12 protein-coding genes and 2 rRNA genes are annotated in these 17,144 nt (G+C 61.2%); 4 read left to right on the top strand and 10 right to left on the bottom strand.

Going from position 1 to position 17,144, the window contains the following annotated elements; all coding sequences use genetic code 11:
- Both C7I36_RS11785 and C7I36_RS11780 read right to left on the bottom strand, forming a co-directional pair.
- On the bottom strand, positions 1–777 hold the full coding sequence (locus C7I36_RS11785; RefSeq protein WP_106453906.1) for an ABC transporter ATP-binding protein: 777 nt from the start codon (positions 775–777) through the stop codon (positions 1–3).
- Positions 774–1,883, bottom strand: coding sequence for an MlaE family ABC transporter permease (locus tag C7I36_RS11780; protein ID WP_106453976.1), 1,110 nt, complete (start codon positions 1,881–1,883; stop codon positions 774–776). The genes C7I36_RS11785 and C7I36_RS11780 overlap by 4 nt, the downstream gene beginning before the upstream one ends.
- Positions 1,884–2,189: 306 nt before the next feature.
- On the opposite strand from C7I36_RS11780, the gene C7I36_RS11775 reads away from it, so the two are divergent.
- Together C7I36_RS11775 and C7I36_RS11770 are read left to right on the top strand one after the other, a co-directional pair.
- Positions 2,190–2,537 carry a YqfO family protein gene (locus C7I36_RS11775; protein ID WP_245880105.1) on the top strand — a complete coding sequence of 116 codons (348 nt, stop codon included), beginning with the start codon at positions 2,190–2,192 and terminating at the stop codon, positions 2,535–2,537.
- 87 nt (positions 2,538–2,624) lie between these two features.
- Positions 2,625–3,092: a methylated-DNA--[protein]-cysteine S-methyltransferase gene (locus tag C7I36_RS11770; RefSeq protein ID WP_106453904.1), complete on the top strand. Its 468-nt coding sequence runs from the start codon at positions 2,625–2,627 to the stop codon at positions 3,090–3,092.
- A gap of 515 nt (positions 3,093–3,607) precedes the next feature.
- Here C7I36_RS11770 and C7I36_RS11765 read toward each other — a convergent pair.
- Together C7I36_RS11765 and metH are read right to left on the bottom strand one after the other, a co-directional pair.
- On the bottom strand, positions 3,608–4,840 hold the full coding sequence (locus C7I36_RS11765; protein ID WP_106453903.1) for a D-alanyl-D-alanine carboxypeptidase: 1,233 nt from the start codon (positions 4,838–4,840) through the stop codon (positions 3,608–3,610).
- A 205-nt stretch (positions 4,841–5,045) separates the two neighbouring features.
- Positions 5,046–8,726: a methionine synthase gene (metH, locus tag C7I36_RS11760; protein ID WP_106453902.1), complete on the bottom strand. Its 3,681-nt coding sequence runs from the start codon at positions 8,724–8,726 to the stop codon at positions 5,046–5,048.
- Between the two features lie 240 nt (positions 8,727–8,966).
- Between metH and C7I36_RS11755 the strand changes: the two genes are divergently transcribed.
- Positions 8,967–10,256 (top strand): cation:proton antiporter, encoded by a 1,290-nt coding sequence (locus tag C7I36_RS11755; RefSeq protein ID WP_106453901.1) that lies wholly within the window; start codon positions 8,967–8,969, stop codon positions 10,254–10,256.
- A 32-nt stretch (positions 10,257–10,288) separates the two neighbouring features.
- Here the strand turns inward: C7I36_RS11755 and metA are convergent, their stop codons facing one another.
- Positions 10,289–11,242: a homoserine O-acetyltransferase MetA gene (gene metA, locus C7I36_RS11750; RefSeq protein ID WP_106453900.1), complete on the bottom strand. Its 954-nt coding sequence runs from the start codon at positions 11,240–11,242 to the stop codon at positions 10,289–10,291.
- A 142-nt stretch (positions 11,243–11,384) separates the two neighbouring features.
- On the opposite strand from metA, the gene C7I36_RS11745 reads away from it, so the two are divergent.
- Positions 11,385–12,569 (top strand): CinA family nicotinamide mononucleotide deamidase-related protein, encoded by a 1,185-nt coding sequence (locus C7I36_RS11745; protein ID WP_106453899.1) that lies wholly within the window; start codon positions 11,385–11,387, stop codon positions 12,567–12,569.
- Here the strand turns inward: C7I36_RS11745 and C7I36_RS11740 are convergent.
- The 5 genes from C7I36_RS11740 to C7I36_RS11720 all read right to left on the bottom strand — a co-directional run.
- Positions 12,566–13,270, bottom strand: a complete 705-nt coding sequence (locus tag C7I36_RS11740; RefSeq protein WP_106453898.1) for a phosphatase PAP2 family protein — start codon at positions 13,268–13,270, stop codon at positions 12,566–12,568. The two genes, C7I36_RS11745 and C7I36_RS11740, sit on opposite strands and share 4 nt — an antisense overlap.
- A gap of 80 nt (positions 13,271–13,350) precedes the next feature.
- The gene (locus C7I36_RS11735) at positions 13,351–14,694 is read right to left on the bottom strand and encodes an 8-oxoguanine deaminase (RefSeq protein WP_106453897.1); all 1,344 of its coding nucleotides are present in this window, start codon (positions 14,692–14,694) and stop codon (positions 13,351–13,353) included.
- A gap of 123 nt (positions 14,695–14,817) precedes the next feature.
- Entirely contained in the window at positions 14,818–16,242 is a 1,425-nt protein-coding gene (locus tag C7I36_RS11730; RefSeq protein ID WP_106453896.1) for a uracil-xanthine permease family protein, read from the bottom strand.
- Between the two features lie 462 nt (positions 16,243–16,704).
- Positions 16,705–16,819 (bottom strand): 5S ribosomal RNA (rrf, locus tag C7I36_RS11725).
- A gap of 84 nt (positions 16,820–16,903) precedes the next feature.
- Positions 16,904–17,144: ribosomal RNA gene (locus tag C7I36_RS11720) — 23S ribosomal RNA — on the bottom strand; the annotation flags it as partial.

The raw sequence follows: 17,144 nt of genomic DNA, 5'->3' as shown, positions 1-17,144 counted from the left end.
TCACTCCTTTCGTTGCGCGGCCCGGGCGGCGCGTCCGCGCGGGCCGTGAAAATAGTCGCGGATCCAGTCGTCGTCGGTGGCGGCCACCGCGTCCAGCCGATCCGCCACCAGCACTTTCCGCCGGGCCAGCACCGCCACCCGGTCGCAGCTGGTGTAGAGGGTGTCGAGATCGTGGGTGACCAGGAACACCGTCAGTCCGAGGGCGTCCCTCAGGGTCAGCAGCAGGCGATCGAAGGCCGCCGCCGCGATCGGGTCCAGGCCGGCGGTGGGCTCGTCCAGGAACAGGATATCCGGATCCAGCGCCAGCGCCCGGGCCAGGGCCGCCCGCTTGACCATGCCGCCGGACAGCTGGGCCGGATAGCGCTCCCCCGTTCCGGCCGGCAGGCCGGCCAGGGCCAGCTTGACCTCGGCCAGATACTGCGCCTCCGGCCGGGGCAGGCCGGCGTGCTCGATCAACGGCAGGGCGATGTTCTCGGTCACCGTCAGGGAGGAGAACAGGGCGCCGTTCTGGAACAGCACCCCCAGGCGCCGCTCCAGCCGGGCCCGTTCCCGTTCCGGCAGGGCGAGCAGATCCTGCCCCAGCAGCCGCACCTCGCCCCCGCTGGGCCGACGCAGGCCGACGATGGAGCGCAGCAGCACCGACTTGCCGGTACCCGAGCCGCCCACCACTCCCAGGATCTCGCCCCGGTAGACGTCCAGATCCAGCCCCTGGTGCACCACCTGCTCCCCGAAGCGGTTGTCCAGGCCGCGGATGCGGATCACCGTCTCCCGGCTCACCAGCCCATCTCCATCAGGAAGAGGGCGGCGATGGCGTCCAGCAGTATCACCACGAAGATGGACTGCACCACGCTGGAGGTGGTGTGCTCGCCCACCGACTGGGCGCTGCCGCCGACCTTGAAGCCCTCCAGGCAGCCGATCAGGGCGATCAGCAGGGCGAACAGCGGCGCCTTGCCCAGTCCCACCAGCAGGTGCCGCACCGGTACCTCGTGCACTATGGCCAGGTACTGGGCCAGGGAGATATCGAGGGAGACCAGTCCCACCAGGGCACCGCCCACCATGCCCGACAGCATGGCGATAAAGGTCAGCAGCGGCAGGGTGAGCAGCAGCGCCAGCAGCCGGGGCAACACCAGCAGCTCCACCGGATCCAGCCCCTGGGCGCGCAGGGCGTCCAGCTCCTCGTTGACCTTCATGGCGCCGATCTGGGCGGTGAAGGCGCTGGCGGTACGCCCCGCCAGCAGGATGGCGGTAAGCAGTACCCCGAACTCGCGCAGGAAGGAATAGGCCACCAGATCCACCGTATAGATGGTGGCGCCGAAGTTGGCCAGCACAGTGGCGCCGAGAAAGGCCACCACGGCCCCCACCAGGAAGGTCAGCAGGGCGACGATGGGCACGGCGTTGAGGCCGCATTGGTGTATCTGGGCCACCAGGGCGGTCGGTCGCCAGCGGCCCGGCCTGGGCATCAGCACCAGCAGGGTGCTCAGGGTCAGCCCCATAAAGCCGAGCAGCTGCAGCCCTTGCCGCCCGGCGCCGGCCACCAGGGCACCCAGCCGGACCAGGCCGTCGCTCCAGCGGCGCACCGGCCCCGGCGGCGGCTCCCGGCCGGCCATGGCCTCGGCCACCGCCCGCAGCAGGGCCCGGCGCTCGTCCGACAGTCCACTGGCGTCGGGGAGCAGTCGGCCGAGTTGCTCCGCCCCCAGCAGCCGTACCAGTTGGGCGGCCCCGGCGGTGTCCAGGGCGGTGAGGCCGGCGGCATCAAGCAATATCGGAGAGGCATCCGTGGGAAGCTGCGCCTGGCTCAGTTGCCGGTAGCGGGCCAGGGTCCAGTCCCCGTGCAAACGGACACGGAGCACCGGACCGGCTTCCAGGATCAGGGGGGCAGTCATCTCGTCCGGGCCCGTCCAAAAAATAAACTCATACGAATCTGCATTGTCTGCCATTCCATGGATAACCACAACCTGAGCCCGCTCTTGGGCCGACCAGCACCGCTGCTGAGACCGTTCGGGAGCCGGGATCATGGCCATAGAGCAACCCCTTCGTCAACGCAGTGGCGATCGTGATGAACGGTGCGGCACCCCCTGAAAAAAACCGTCCGGCGATAGGCTCACCCTGGTCAAGAACATCAGCCTGCTCCATAATCCGGAGCATATCGAAGGCAAGGTCAGCGGCGTATACATCGCGCGGGTGGCCCAATGCCTGAAAAAGGCCTGAGCAGCCGGGAGCTAACCATGTACAAGCTGGTGTTCTTTGTACCCGAATCCCATTTGGAACCGGTCAAGGCGGCGGTGTTCGCCACCGGCGCCGGCCGGATCGGCGACTACGCGCAGTGCTGCTTCGAAACCCGGGGCCAGGGCCAGTTCCGCCCCCTGGACGGGGCCAACCCCTTTCTCGGACGCCCCGGCGAGCTGGAACGGGTGGCCGAGGTCCGGGTCGAGCTGGTGTGCGAAGACCAGTTGATCCGGGACGCCGTCGCCGCCCTGCGCGCCGCCCACCCCTACGAAGAACCCGCCTTCGACGCCTGGCCCCTGGCCGAGCTCTGAGCCGGCGGCGGCCGGGCCGGATAACTGCCACCCTGGCCCTAATGGGGATACAATCAGGGTATCCCCATTACACCAGCCGGAGTCCTTATGCACGCCATCCTGCCAAGCCCCCTGGGGCCCCTTTATATCGCCGCCAGCGATGACGCCATCCTCGAGGTCGACTTCCTGGAGGACGCGGCTATGGCTTACTGCCCGCCGGCCAGCCCCCTGCTGCAGGACGCCTGCGACCAACTGGGGGCCTATTTCGACGGCCGCCTGCGCCAGTTCAACCTGCCACTGGCGCCGCGGGGCACCCCATTCCAGCAAGGCGTCTGGCGGGCCCTGCAAACCATTCCCCATGGCGAACACCGCAGCTACAAAGATATTGCCCTGCTTATCGGCAATCCTGCCGCGGTGCGGGCCGTGGGCCTGGCCAATGGCCGCAATCCCATTTCCATCATCATTCCCTGCCACCGGGTGATCGGCGCCAGCGGCAAACTGGTGGGCTACGGCGGCGGCCTGGAACGCAAGGCCTGGCTGCTGCGCCACGAGACCACCGACATGGCGGGCGGATAATCCCGGCAGCCTGTAAGAGATCTCTCAAGGAGGCGGCAGAGAAAACGTTTTATATTGTCAAAAAGAACCCGAGAAGCGGAGTTTAATCATTAAAAATCAAAGCATTAATTAAATTGTGTATTTTACAGCCAGAAATGCGCTCAAGCCTGTGCCTTGAGCGGCGTCCCGGTTGGGCTATTATCTCTCTCGCAAGGAAAGAGCAGGCCGGTCAGGATGATGGCCGCCAGGAAGGCAAAGGAAACTCGCAGGATGCGAGCAGGGACACCTCCCGGGACGGAGATGACCAAAGCGGGTCTGGACGACGCGCGGTCGGGATGACCAAGGACACACCGAAGGATCGGGAAGAGGATTGCCCAAGGGAACAGGCAGACGTCAGGGATTGCAGGGAGCAATTGGGTTTAGGGACAGAACCACAGAGACGACAAGAGAAAGGGGAGTGACATGATGTCACTCCCCTTTTTCCTTTCTGATCCGGCCAAAGCGGGCCCGCCGTTGAAGGCGGCGAGCCCGGGATCTCAGCTGCCGCTGAGTTTGACAACCAGGCAGTCCATGCCCTGGCGGGAAAGACGCTGGCAGGCGTTCTTGGCCTGGGCTTCTTCCAGGCCGACCAGGCGGGCGCGGAACAGCTTGCGGTTGCTGATCTCCACCTCGCTCACCGCGATCTGGGCCAGGGCTACGTCGTTCAGCCGGCGGGCCGCATCGGACGCCCTGTCCCTGGCCTGTTCAGGCACCCGGAAGGAGCCAATCTGCACCGCCCAGCCCAGCTCATCGGTGATCAGGCTCTGCTCGATCGGCAAGCTCTGGGAGGTACGCTGCAGCACGGCCGGGGCCCGGGTTTGGGGCTCCTGACGGACTGTCTGGCGCACGGTTTCGGTACTGACCACCAGCTTGGCCGCCGCAGGCGCCTGCTCGGCAGAAACCTTGGCGATACGGGTGGCCCGGCTGATACTGCGATCCAGCAGCGAAGCCATGTGCTGATCCCGGGACTGGGCGGTCTTGCCTCCCATGACCACACCAATCACCCTGCGCTCGTCCCGCTCGGCCGAGGTCGCAACGTTGAAGCCGGACGCACGAATGTAGCCCGTTTTCATGCCATCCACCCCGGGATAGTTGCGCACCATGCGGTTGTGACTGTTGTAGGTGCGCCCCTTGTAAGTAAAGGACTGGGTGGAAAAGTAGTGGTAATACTGAGGAAAGTCCTTCATCAGCCGCAGGGACAGTACGGCCAGGTCCCGGGCTGTGCTGGTCTGGGCCGAGTCAGGCAAACCCGAGGCGTTGCGGAAGGTGGTGGACGTCATCTTCATCGTCTTTGCCTTGTCGGTCATCATGCGGGCGAACGCCGTTTCCGTGCCACCCAGGGCCTCGGCCACCACCGAGGCCACATCATTGGCGGAGCGCACTATCAGCGCCGGTATGGCATCCCTCACCTTGAGCCGGTCCCCCGCCTTGAGCGATATGTTGGTCTGGGGCATGGAGGCGGCATGGGCCGATACCGGCATGGCGGTATCCAGGGTCATCAGCCCCTTCTCCATGGCCTCAAACAGCAGGTAAAGGGTCATCATCTTGGTCAGAGAGGCCGGATAGCGGCTGGCATCGGCATTGGCCGCATGCAACACGGTACCGGTTTCGGCATCAATCACGATGGCCGCATAACGGGGATTGGCCCGGGCCTGGCTGGACAGGGAGAAAAGCAACACCAGGGCCAACAGGCCGATCAGGGCTTTTCCCGCTCGGGGTACGGCAAACATGGGACGCTCCTCCCAAAGGTTGAACAAAGCCGGCAGAAACTACGCGATCGCCCGAATTCTGTCCAGCCTTCTCTGTAGGTGAACGGCTGCCGGACGATACGTCAACCAGTCTTATAACAAGCATACATGGCGGTGCAATCGGCAAGGACGAAAAAAGGGAAATATTTACGCCGGCGGCACGGGTCTGGCGCCGCCGGCGGCAAACTTATTCACCCAGGTTGGGCGCCAGCCACTTTTCGGCCTCGAGCCGGCTCATGCCCTTACGGGCGGCGTAATCCAGCAGCTGATCTTCCTGAATGCCGGCCACCGCAAAGTAGCGGGTGTCCGGATAGGAGAAGTAGAAGCCCGACACCGCCGCCCCCGGCCACATGGCATAGGACTCGGTCAGCTTCATGCCGATACGGCTTTCCACGTCCAGCCACTGCCACAGGGTGCCCTTTTCGGTGTGCTCGGGGCAGGCCGGATAACCCGGTGCCGGACGAATACCCTGGTACTTCTCACGGATCAGCTCGTCGTTATCGAGGTTTTCGTCCGGCGCATAGCCCCAGTATTCCCGCCGCACCTTCAGGTGCATGTATTCGGCAAAGGCTTCCGCCAGCCGGTCGGCCACGGCGCTGGCCATGATGGCGTTGTAGTCGTCGTGAGCGTCCTTATAACGCTTGACGATCTCGTCCTCGCCGATGCCACCGGTGACCGCAAAGCCGCCGATGTAGTCCGGCTTGCTGCCCTTGGGCGCCACATAGTCGGCCAGACAGTAGTTGGGGAAGCCGTCCTTCTTCTCGGTCTGCTGGCGCAAAAAGCGCAGGGTGTGCAGCACCTGTGAGCGACTCTCGTCGGAGTAGATTTCCACATCGTCGCCCACGCTGTTAGCGGGAAACAGGCCAATCACGCCGGCACAGCTCAGCTCGCCCTCGGCGGTGAGCTGATCCAGCATGGCGTTGGCATCCGCAAACAACCGCTTGGCTTCCTCGCCCACCACCTCGTCTTCCAGAATACGCGGGTACTTGCCCGCCAGGGACCAGGTGAGGAAAAACGGTGTCCAGTCGATGTATTCCCGCAGCACCGAGATGGGCACATTGTGGAATTCGTGAATGCCCGGCTTAACCGGCACCGGCGGGGTGTAGGCGTCCCAGTCGATGTCCACCTTGTTGGCCCGGGCCTCCGCCAGGGTCACCGGTTTGGTGCGGGGCTTCTTGCGGGCATGCTGATCCCGCACCACCTCGTATTCCTGATTGAGCCGCTCCACAAAAGCCGGCTTGTTGGTCTCGCTCAGCAGGCTCTGCACCACGCCCACGGCGCGGGAGGCGTTGGACACATACACCACCGGCTCGTCGTAATTCTGCTCAATCTTGACCGCGGTGTGGGCCTTGGAAGTGGTGGCACCGCCGATCAGCAGCGGGATTTTGAAGCCCTGGCGCTGCATCTCCTTGGCCACGTGCACCATTTCATCCAGAGACGGGGTGATCAGCCCCGACAGGCCGATCATGTCGGCATTGGTTTCCCGGGCGGTCTTGAGGATGGTTTCGCAGGGCACCATGACGCCCAGATCCACCACCTCGAAGTTGTTGCACTGCAGCACCACACCGACGATGTTCTTGCCGATGTCGTGCACGTCGCCCTTGACCGTGGCCATCACAATCTTGCCGTTGCTCTGGCCCACCGCCTTGGTGGCTTCGATATAGGGGTTGAGGTAGGCCACCGCCCGTTTCATCACCCGGGCCGATTTCACCACCTGGGGCAGGAACATCTTGCCCTCGCCGAACAGATCGCCGACCACGTTCATGCCGTCCATCAGCGGGCCTTCAATCACGTCCAGCGGACGGGCCGCCTGCTGACGGGCCTCTTCGGTGTCTTCCTCGATAAAGTCGGTCAGGCCCTTGACCAGCGCGTGCTCAAGACGCTTGTTCACCGGCCAGCTGCGCCATTCCAGATCCCTGGCATCGTTGACCGCGCCGCCGCTGTCGCGGTAACGCTCGGCCAGCGCCAGCAGGGTTTCGGTGGCATCGTCGTTCAGGTTAAGCACCACGGCTTCCACGCTGGCCTTGAGCTCGGGATCTATGTCCTCGTAAATGGCCAGCTGACCGGCGTTGACAATGCCCATGTCCATGCCGTTCTTGATGGCGTGGTACAGAAAGACGGCGTGAATGGCTTCACGCACCGGCTCGTTGCCGCGGAACGAGAAGGACACGTTGGACACGCCACCGGAGATCATGGCGTGGGGCAGGTTGTCCTTGATGTCCTTGACCGCCTCGATAAAGTCCACGGCATAGTTGTTGTGCTCGTCGATACCGGTGGCCACGGCGAAGATATTGGGGTCGAAGATAATGTCTTCCGGCGGAAAGCCCACCTTGTCCACCAGCACCCGGTAGGCACGCTGGCAGATTTCGAACTTGCGCTGGCGGGTGTCGGCCTGGCCCACTTCGTCAAAGGCCATGACGATCACGGCGGCGCCGTAGCGGCGCACCAGTTTCGCCTGCTCGATAAACTTGGCTTCTCCTTCCTTGAGGGAGATGGAGTTGACGATGCCCTTGCCCTGAATGCATTTGAGGCCGGCTTCGATCACTTCCCACTTGGAGGAGTCGATCATGATCGGCACCCGGGAGATATCGGGCTCACCGGCGATAAGATTAAGAAAGCGGGTCATGCAGGCCTCGGCGTCAAGCATGCCCTCATCCATATTGATGTCGATGATCTGGGCGCCGTTTTCCACCTGCTGCAGCGCCACCTCCAGCGCCTCATCGTACAGCTCTTCCTTGATCAGCCGCTTGAATTTGGCCGAGCCGGTGACGTTGGTGCGCTCGCCCACGTTGACGAACATGCTCTCGGCGGTGATCAGCACCGGCTCCAGGCCGGACAGCCGGCAGGCCACCGGTAGCTCGGGCAGTTTGCGCGGCGCCAGGCCTTTCACCGCCTCGGCCATGGCGCGAATATGTCCCGGGGTAGAGCCGCAGCAGCCTCCCACCAGGTTGAGGAAACCGCTTTCGGCCCACTCGCGAATGTGGGCGGCCATGTCGTCGGCCTCAAGATCGTACTCGCCAAAGGCGTTGGGCAGACCGGCGTTGGGGTGAGCGGACACATAGGTCTCGCTGATGCGGGACATCTCGGCCACGTACTGGCGCAGCTCGTCCGGCCCCAGGGCGCAGTTCAGGCCAAAGGAAATGGGCTGGGCATGGCGCAGTGAATGGTAAAAGGCTTCTGTGGTCTGACCGGTCAGGGTCCGGCCGGAGGCGTCGGTAATGGTGCCGGAGATCATCACCGGCAGACGCACACCCCGCAGCTCAAACACCCCTTCAATGGCGAACACCGCCGCCTTGGCGTTGAGGGTGTCGAAGATGGTTTCAATCATCAGCAGATCGGCACCGCCATCGATCAACGCTTCGGCCGCCTCGGTATAGGCTGCCACCAGCTGATCAAAGCTGACGTTGCGGTAGCCGGGATCGTTCACGTCCGGCGAGATGGAGGCGGTGCGGTTGGTGGGGCCCAGCACGCCGGCCACAAAGCGCGGCTTGTGGGGCTCCTTCGCGCTCCACTCATCGGCCACCCGGCGGGCCAGACGGGCCGCTTCCAGGTTGATCTCCGCAGCCAGGCTTTCCATGTGGTAATCGGCCATGGCGATGGTGGTGGCGTTGAAGGTGTTGGTCTCGATGATGTCGGCGCCGGCAGCGAAATAGTCACTGTGGATTTGGGCGATGATCTCGGGCTGGGTCAGCACCAGCAGATCGTTGTTGCCCTTGAGATCGCTGGGCCAGTCGGCAAAGCGCTCGCCCCGGTAGGCGGCCTCGTCCAGCCGGTGGGACTGGATCATGGTGCCCATGCCCCCGTCGATGATCAGAATGCGTTCGGCCAGGGCCTGTTCGAGCTGGGAAAATACCGGGGATCTGGACACTGCTGACTCCTGTAACAACCTGATTCCTGTAATCGGCCTCCATGCTAACACAAAATACGCTGGCAGAAATCCAGACATCCATAAGGCCAGCATGTCTGTGTCATTTTTTCGCCAAAAAGAAGCAGATGAATCACTCTTTTCACTAGGGAAACTGGGCCGGCTTGGGGCACACTATGCAGAGCCGGCAACAGACCGGCGATCCCAGCTTGCAAATCAAAAATAACAACCGGAAGTGCCTCTATGAGCGTTTACTACACCCTGTGTTTTTTGGCGGCCATGGCAATCAGTATTGCCTTCGTCAATCAATACATCATGAAAATACAAACCACCATCGCCATCACCTCGGGCGCCCTCGCCATCTCCATCCTGATGCTGATCCTGGGCAAGACCACCTGGCCCGAGTTGCAGGAACACGCGGTGGAAGTGGTCAAGACGGTGGACTTCGGCGAGTTCCTGTTACAGGGCATCCTTGGCTTCCTGCTATTCGCCGGCGGCCTGGGCATCAACCTGCCGGCGCTGAAAAGCCAGAAATGGGAGATCTCTGTCCTGGTGATCGTGGGCGTGCTGATCTCCACCCTGGTGGTGGCCGCGGGCCTCTGGTTGCTGGCCTATGTGGCGGCCATCCCCCTGCCCTTTATCTATTGCCTGCTGTTCGGCGCCCTGATCTCCCCCACCGACCCCATCGCCGTTCTGGCCATAGTGAAAAAACTGGGAGCACCGGAGCAGATCGCCATCCAGATCGAGGGGGAGTCCCTGTTCAATGACGGTATCGGCCTGGTTGCCTTCCTGACCATCTTCGCCGTCGCCTTCAGCGGCAACGAGGCCTCATTCGGTTCGGTACTGACCCTGTTCACCCATGAGGCCATCGGCGGCATCATCTTCGGCGCCCTACTGGGGCTGATGTCGCACATCATGATCAGCGCCACCGACGACGGCTCCATGGAACTGCTGATGACCCTGTGCGTGCCCACCGCCGGCTTTGCTCTGGCCAATGTGCTGGGCGTATCCGGTGCCCTCGCCATGGTGGTGGCCGGCATCATTACCGGAAACTGGACCCGCTATACCGGCTTTTCCGAGCAGAGCCAGAAATACCTGGATCACTTCTGGCACCTGCTGGACGAATTCCTCAACGCCCTGCTGTTCCTGTTAATCGGCCTGGCCATGCTGCTGGTGGAATTCCACTGGCAGGCCTGGATACTGGTGCTGCTGTCCATTCCGCTGACCCTGGCCGGCCGCTTTGTCAGCGTGGCCCTCCCCTATGTGGGCTTCCGCCGGCTGCGCAGCTACAACAAATATTCGGTACGCATCCTCACCTGGGGCGGCCTGCGGGGCGGTCTGTCGCTGGCCATGGCGCTGTCCATTCCGGCCGGCATCAAGCTCGGCAGCAGCGGCCAGGTGGAACTGAGGGATCTGATCCTGATGATGACCTACGCCATCGTCATTTTCTCGATTATCGTCCAGGGCATGACCATCACCCCCATGATCAACAAGGCCAAGGCGGCCGAAAAAGCCGGATTTCCCATCGAATAAGGGAAACGACCAGGGGGCGAACGCCCCCTGTTTTATTCTTCCCAGTCCTTGGTCAGGGTATCGCCGGCGGCGCTGAGCGTCCGCAGGTCGTAAGGAGTCAGCTGGTAGACGTGATAGTTGAGCCAGTTGGCGAACAACAGGTGGCCGTGGCTGCGCCAGGTAGCTTTTGGCGCCTGCTGCGGATCATTGCCGGGATAGTAGTTCTCCGGCATTCGGGGCTCCAGCCCGGCGCTCAAATCCCGCACATATTCCTGATGCAGGGTATCGGCGTCGTATTCCGGGTGGCCGGTAACAAACACCTGGCGCCGGTCCGGGCTCACCGCCAGGTAGACCCCGACCTGCTCCGAGCCGGCCAGGATCTTGAGGTTGGTCTTCTCCCGGATGAGATCCAGGGGGAAATCCGCATAACGGGAATGGGGGGCCAGGAAAGCGTCATCAAAGCCGCGTACCAGGGGCTCGTACCGGGCCAGGTTCTGGTGCTCATAGACCCCGGACAGCTTTTCCAGCCGGGTCTGCTTGTCCAGGCCATAAAGGATCCTGAGCCCGGCCTGGGCCGCCCAGCACAGGAAAAGCGTGGAAGTCACATGGCTCTTGGACCACTCGACGACCTGCTCGATTTTATCCCAGTAAATCACATCGCAAAAATCGGTCAGTCCCAAGGGGGCGCCGGTAATGATGAGACCGTCGTAAAACTGATCCTTTACCTGTTCGAAATCATAGTAAAAGTGTTCCAGGTGGGACTGGGGCGTATTCTTGGAAGGCCTGTCGTCGATGCGCAGCAGGTCTACCCCTATCTGCAACGGCGAGTTGGACAGCATGCGCAACAGCTGATTTTCGGTTTCTATTTTTTTCGGCATCAGGTTGAGCAACAGTACCCGCATCGGCCGGATATCCTGATTGACCGCTCGGGTCTCCGTCATCACGAAGATATTTTCCTGGGCCAACACCTTGGCCGCGGGCAGGCGATCCGGAATTCTGATGGGCATTTGCTCACTCCATGCTCAGTATCGGTAAGAAAGTCTAGACATCTAGAAATCTACAACAAAGGCCTTGTGCTTGTCATCCCCGGCGTGTGCCGGGGCGGCAACTTGCGTTAAAATCGCCACAATACCCAACAAGGATATGTATATGGATGCAGTGATTGAGCTGATCAGTACCGGCGATGAGGTACTGACCGGGCTGATAACCGACACCAACGCCGGCTGGTTGTCGCAACGGCTGCTGGAGCAGGGCTGGCAGGTTCGCCGGCGCTTCACCGTGGGCGATGACAAGGCCGACCTGGTCGAGTTGTTCGAACAACGCAGCCACCAGGCCGACCTGGTGATCGTCAATGGCGGGCTGGGCCCCACTTCGGACGACATCAGCGCCGAGGCCATGGCTGCCGCCGCCGGCGTTCCCCTGACGCTGAACGAACACTGGCTGGCGGTGATGGAGCAAAAATACGCCAATCGCAACAGGGCCATGCCCAGCAGCAATATCAAGCAGGCCATGCTGCCCCAGGGCGCCGAACTGGTGGACAATCCGCTGGGCACCGCCTGTGGTTTCGCGGTCAGGCTCAATCGGGCCATTTTTGTTTTTACTCCCGGTGTTCCTTCCGAACTAAAAACCATGACGGAACAGGAAATTTTTCCCCGCCTGGAACAGTGGTTCGGCCGCCGCGGCAATAGTGAGGTCCGCCGCTTTTTCCTGTTCGGCCTGTCGGAGTCGGGCCTGAGCGATCGCCTGGACGGCCTTGGCTGGCCCGCCGGCATTACCCTCGGCTACCGGGCCAGCCTGCCGACCATCGAGGTCAAACTGATCGCAGAACAAGCCAGCACCGAGGCCCTTGCCCAGGCCGAGCAACAACTGCTGGTGGAAGTGGGCAGCCACCTGCTGGCCAGGGATCGGCTTGATTTGAGTGAAAGCCTGGGCGGTTTGCTCGACAAACAAGGACTGACAGTGTTCGAAGAGGCCAGCGGCGGCCGCCTGACGGATACCATCAGCACCATCACCGCCGAATTCGAGGGCCACTACCTGAGCGGCCTGCCCGACAGCGCCGAGGATCTGGGACTTTGGCTACAACGCAGTACCCGCCCTCTGGCCCTGGCCGTGGGTGCAGAAGGCCCGGACGGGGTGCCGCTGGCCCTGCTTACCGAACAGGCCTGCCAGGTACAGACCCTGAAATTGCATTTTCGCGATCCCCTGTCCCGCCGCCGACTGCTGGCCACGGCGGCACTCGACATGCTGCGCCGCCACCTGCAGGGGCTGGAGGTGATGATCGATTACGACATTTTGCCCTGCAGCGAGCGTCTGACCCTGACTGGCGCCTCCTAGCCGATCAGGCGCAGACGCCGTAGCACCCCTTCGACCAGGCCGGTGAGCAATGCGATCGCCCTGCCGGCCAGGGGAGTGTGAAACAACCAGGCCGCGGTGATCAGGGCCAGTGGCAATGAACCACACAGGAAATCGGTCAGCCAGTGCGCTCCCGATAGCACCCTCGGCATGGCCAATGCGAGCACCAAGGGCACGACCACATAAAGATAGCGACGGGGAAACTGATAAACGGCAAACAGCAGGAAGGTGGCAAAGCCGATGCCGTGATCGCTGGGGAAGGAGTCTCTCGAGGCGTCCTTGGCCTGGATATGGGGCACCAGTTGGCTAACCCGCTCGGCCTGCTCATACACCAGGGTTGGGCTGGGCCGCTCTATGGGCAGGGCCTTGCCTGCCGCCGCCTGTAGCGCAAAGGCACCGGCCATCAGCAACAGCAGGCAGCAAATCCTGGCGCGCTCACGGCCGGACACCATCCAGGCATGGCGGAACACAAATCCGGCCATCAGCAAGGCCACGACGCCGTCGATCCAGCGCTGATTGGCAACGGCGACGAACCCGGCCCAGCCGGGCACCGTCACCAGCCAGCCATTGAACAGCCAGAACACCCCTTCGTCGAGCCCCAGCCAGTGGCCTTCAAACCAGCTGACGAAGAGCACCAGCGCCAGGCATTGCAGTCCAAGCCAGCCTTTCAGATCCCATCCCATCGCCACCCCCTAAATGACAGGGGTTATACCAGAACGGAAGATTTTTTCCAGCGCCGGTGGCGGATGGACGGCCGCAATCCTCAGCGCAGGATAGCAGCCAACTCGCGCTGACGCGCCTTGAGCCGATCCAGATCCAGCCCTTCAATATGACGGTTGCGCACTCGCCAGCGACCGGCCACCATCACTTCGTCGGCCCGGTAGGCTCCGCACAGGATCAATGCTGCCAGGGGATCGCCGGCACCGGCAAACTGGATATCATCCAGCCGGAACAGGGCCAGATCTGCCTGTTTTCCCACGGCAATCTCGCCAATATCATTACGCCCCAGGCAGGCGGCCGAGCCCCGGGTAGCCCAGCCGATCACTTTCTGGTGGGTAATTTTTTCAGCACCGTAACGCAGCCGCTGCAACAGCAAAGCCTGGCGCACTTCCATGATCATGTTAGAGCCGTCGTTGGAGGCGGAACCATCCACCCCAATACCGACCGGACAACCGGCGGTTTCCAGATCCAGGGTCGGACACTGGCCCGAGGCCAGCAGCATATTGGAAGACGGGCAATGGGCAATGCCTACCCCTGCCTTGCCCAGGCGGATAATCTCATCATCGTTAAAATGGATACCGTGGGCCAGCCAGACCCGGTTGCTGAGCCAACCCACCGACTCCAGGTAATCCACCGGCCGCATGCCGAACATCTTCAGGCAGAACTCGGTCTCGTCGTGGGTTTCCGCCAGATGGGTGTGCAGTTGCACACCATGATGCCCGGCCAGGCTGGCAGACGCCCTCATCAATTCGGTACTCACTGAGAAAGGTGAACAGGGGGCCAGCGCCACCCGTGTCATGGCTCCCTCCCCATGGTCGTGATAACGGCGGATCAGCCGCTCGCTGTCGGCGAGAATGGCGTCTTCGGATTGCACCGTGGACTGAGGCGGCAGCCCGCCCTGTTCCTTGCCCAGGCTCATAGAGCCGCGAGTCAGGTGGACCCGGACTCCCAGCCGATGGGCCTGAGCCATCTGCATATCAATCGCATCCTCCAGGCCGGCGGGGAACAGGTAATGGTGATCGCTGGCGGTGGTACAGCCCGATAACAACAGCTCGGACAGGGCCAGCTGGGTCGATACCTCCACCATCTCCGGATGCAGCCGTGCCCACACCGGATACAGGGAAACCAGCCAGGAGAACAAGGCTTTGTTAAGCGCAACGGGATGCGCCCGGGTCAGGGTCTGGTAAAAATGATGGTGGGCATTAATCAGCCCCGGCAGCAGCACGTGGCCGGAAGCATCAAACACCTCATCGACCGCCATGGCCGGAGTACCCCCGGCAGGGACCAGTTCAGCGATGGTATTGCCCTGGACCACCACACCACCGGCACAGGCGGCATCAAGGGTGGCCAAGGGATGTTTTATCCATAGGGTGTTGGGGTTTTGCATCAGACTTTCTACTCCAGTTGCTTGAAAGTTGGCATCACCCGGATGTAGTAAACCCTGGCGCACAATCCGGGAAGGTACGCCAGGGTATTGGCCCCGGTTCAGGGCCCAATGAGAAAGTGAGTATTAACCGACTTCACCTAACTTTTTTTTAGCGGTATCGGTAACCGGCTCGACTTCAGCCAGATCGTCTTCTTCCACCCGGTTCTCGGGCAGAACCAGACTCAGCAGGATGGCCGTGATAGCGCCCATGGCAACGGGCGAACTCAGAATATTGGCCACCGTCTTGGGCAGAGCCTGCAGAACATCCGGCACGGTAGAGACACCGATCCCCATGCCGACGGAAATGGCGATGATCATCATGTTACGACGATCCAGGTTAGCCTGGGACAAGACCCGGATACCGGCCACCGCCACAGTACCGAACATGATCAGGGTTGCACCGCCCAATACCGGCTTGGGCATGGTTTGCAGCAAACCACCGATAATCGGGAACAGGCCCATAATAAACAGGATGGCGGCAATGTAGATCCCCACGAAGCGGCTGGCCACCCCGGTCAGGGCGATAACGCCGTTATTCTGGCTGAAGGTGGTGGATGGCATGCTATTGAATACGGCAGCCAGCATAGAGTTGAAGCCATCGGCCAGCACACCGCCACGGATACGGTTGATGTACACGGGCCCACTCACCGGTTCCTTGGAAATGGTGGAGTTGGCGGTCAGATCGCCCGTGGTTTCCATGGCACTCACGCAAAACAGGATCGCCAGGGGAATAAAGGCCGCCAGGTCAAACTGGAAACCGAACTTGAAGGGAACCGGAATGGAAATCACCGGCAGGCTGCTCAGATGGGAAAAGTCCAGCCGCCCCATAAAGAAGGCCGCCACCATGCCGAGCACCAGGCCGATGACAACGGCTGCCAGGCGGATCATGGGATTGCGGGAGCGGTTCAGCAGTATCACCGTAACCAGCACTATCCCGGCCAACAGCAGATTATCGAGGGCACCGAAATTTTCTGCGCCAAAGCCACCACCGATGTCGGTCATGGCCACTTTGATCAGCGGGATACCAATCAGGATGATAATCGTACCGGTTACTACCGGAGTGATCACCCGCTGCAGCTTGTGTACAAAGCGACTCAGGAAAATTTCAATGAAAGCGGCACAGAAGCTGACACCAAAGATGGTCGCCAGTATATCTTCCGGCGAGCCACCGCGGCTTTTCACTATCATGCCGGCAGACAGAACCGCGGTCAGGAAGGCAAAACTGGTTCCTTGCAAGCACAGCATACCCGCCCCTATGGGACCGATACGCCGACACTGGATAAAGGTACCGACGCCAGACACCATCAGCGCCATGCTGATCAGGTAGGGCACATGCTCACCCAGCCCCAGTACTCCCCCTACAATCAGTGTCGGTGTAATGACGCCGACCAGGCTTGCCAGCACATGCTGCAACGCAGCAAAGCAAGACGGCCAAAAACTCGGCTTGTCGTGCAGAGAATACAGTAAATCCGGATTCTTGATTTGTTCTGTTCTTGTTTCCTGGGTCATAACAGATCCCTTTGTTAATCGTTGCCAACGGGGCGGCTTCGCTGCCATTTCGTCAGGCCAACATCCATTTTAGACGTTTGGCTCATCCCTCCATACTCCACTGCAAGGCGTTGCCAAGTGCAGAGCTGTATAGATAATACCGCAGAAAAAACACATTTGTTACTTTTTTGTGATTTATTTGTACACAATATTGTTTGAGTCACATTCTTCACTGACACCAAAGGAGGTTATAAAAACCAACACCATTGTGGGGTAAAAGCAGATTCATCGACATTACCTACAGGCTTGAATTGTATACAAAGTGAAAGCGTCACCACGAAAGCTTGCGACAGGAACAGGAACAGGAACAGGAACAGGAACAGGAACAGGAACAGGAACATCCAGCCTGGCAGGAAAAGGGAACGGCATAAATGCCAACGCAAAAAACCCCGACACGTTGGTATCGGGGTTTTCTTATTGGGTGCCTGGCAGTGACCTACTTTCACATGGCAGCTGCCACACTATCATCGGCGCGGTTGCGTTTCACTGCTGAGTTCGGCATGGAGTCAGGTGGTTCCACAACGCTATCGCCGCCAGGCATAAACTGGTATCCGGAAAAAGCTTCTTTTGATGAACGCTGTTCGTTCTCGACCTGCAAGGCCTCACACTTCTTGGGTGTTGTATGGTTAAGCCGCACGGGGCATTAGTACAGGTTAGCTGCACGTCTCACAACGCGTCCACACCCTGCCTATCTACGTCTTAGTCTCAAACGGCCCTTCAGGGCTCTCTAGGAGCCAGGGATGACTCATCTCGGGGCTCGCTTCCCGCTTAGATGCTTTCAGCGGTTATCGATTCCGAACTTAGCTACCGGGCAGTGCCATTGGCATGACAACCCGAACACCAGCGGTTCGTTCACTCCGGTC

The sequence above is a fragment of the Zobellella taiwanensis genome, assembly GCF_003012795.1.
Taxonomy (GTDB): Bacteria; Pseudomonadota; Gammaproteobacteria; order Enterobacterales; family Aeromonadaceae; genus Oceanimonas; species Oceanimonas taiwanensis.
This window is presented reverse-complemented; position numbering and strand designations above follow the sequence as displayed.

Coding starts and splice junctions, on each gene's coding strand:
- C7I36_RS11740 (WP_106453898.1), bottom strand. CDS start 13,270: ATGGGATGGGATCTGAAAGGCTGGCTTGGACTGCAATGCCTGGCGCTG.
- C7I36_RS11735 (WP_106453897.1), bottom strand. CDS start 14,694: ATGCAAAACCCCAACACCCTATGGATAAAACATCCCTTGGCCACCCTT.
- C7I36_RS11775 (WP_245880105.1), top strand. CDS start 2,190: ATGCCTGAAAAAGGCCTGAGCAGCCGGGAGCTAACCATGTACAAGCTG.
- C7I36_RS11745 (WP_106453899.1), top strand. CDS start 11,385: ATGGATGCAGTGATTGAGCTGATCAGTACCGGCGATGAGGTACTGACC.
- metA (WP_106453900.1), bottom strand. CDS start 11,242: ATGCCCATCAGAATTCCGGATCGCCTGCCCGCGGCCAAGGTGTTGGCC.
- C7I36_RS11765 (WP_106453903.1), bottom strand. CDS start 4,840: ATGTTTGCCGTACCCCGAGCGGGAAAAGCCCTGATCGGCCTGTTGGCC.
- C7I36_RS11780 (WP_106453976.1), bottom strand. CDS start 1,883: ATGACTGCCCCCCTGATCCTGGAAGCCGGTCCGGTGCTCCGTGTCCGT.
- C7I36_RS11755 (WP_106453901.1), top strand. CDS start 8,967: ATGAGCGTTTACTACACCCTGTGTTTTTTGGCGGCCATGGCAATCAGT.
- C7I36_RS11730 (WP_106453896.1), bottom strand. CDS start 16,242: ATGACCCAGGAAACAAGAACAGAACAAATCAAGAATCCGGATTTACTG.
- C7I36_RS11770 (WP_106453904.1), top strand. CDS start 2,625: ATGCACGCCATCCTGCCAAGCCCCCTGGGGCCCCTTTATATCGCCGCC.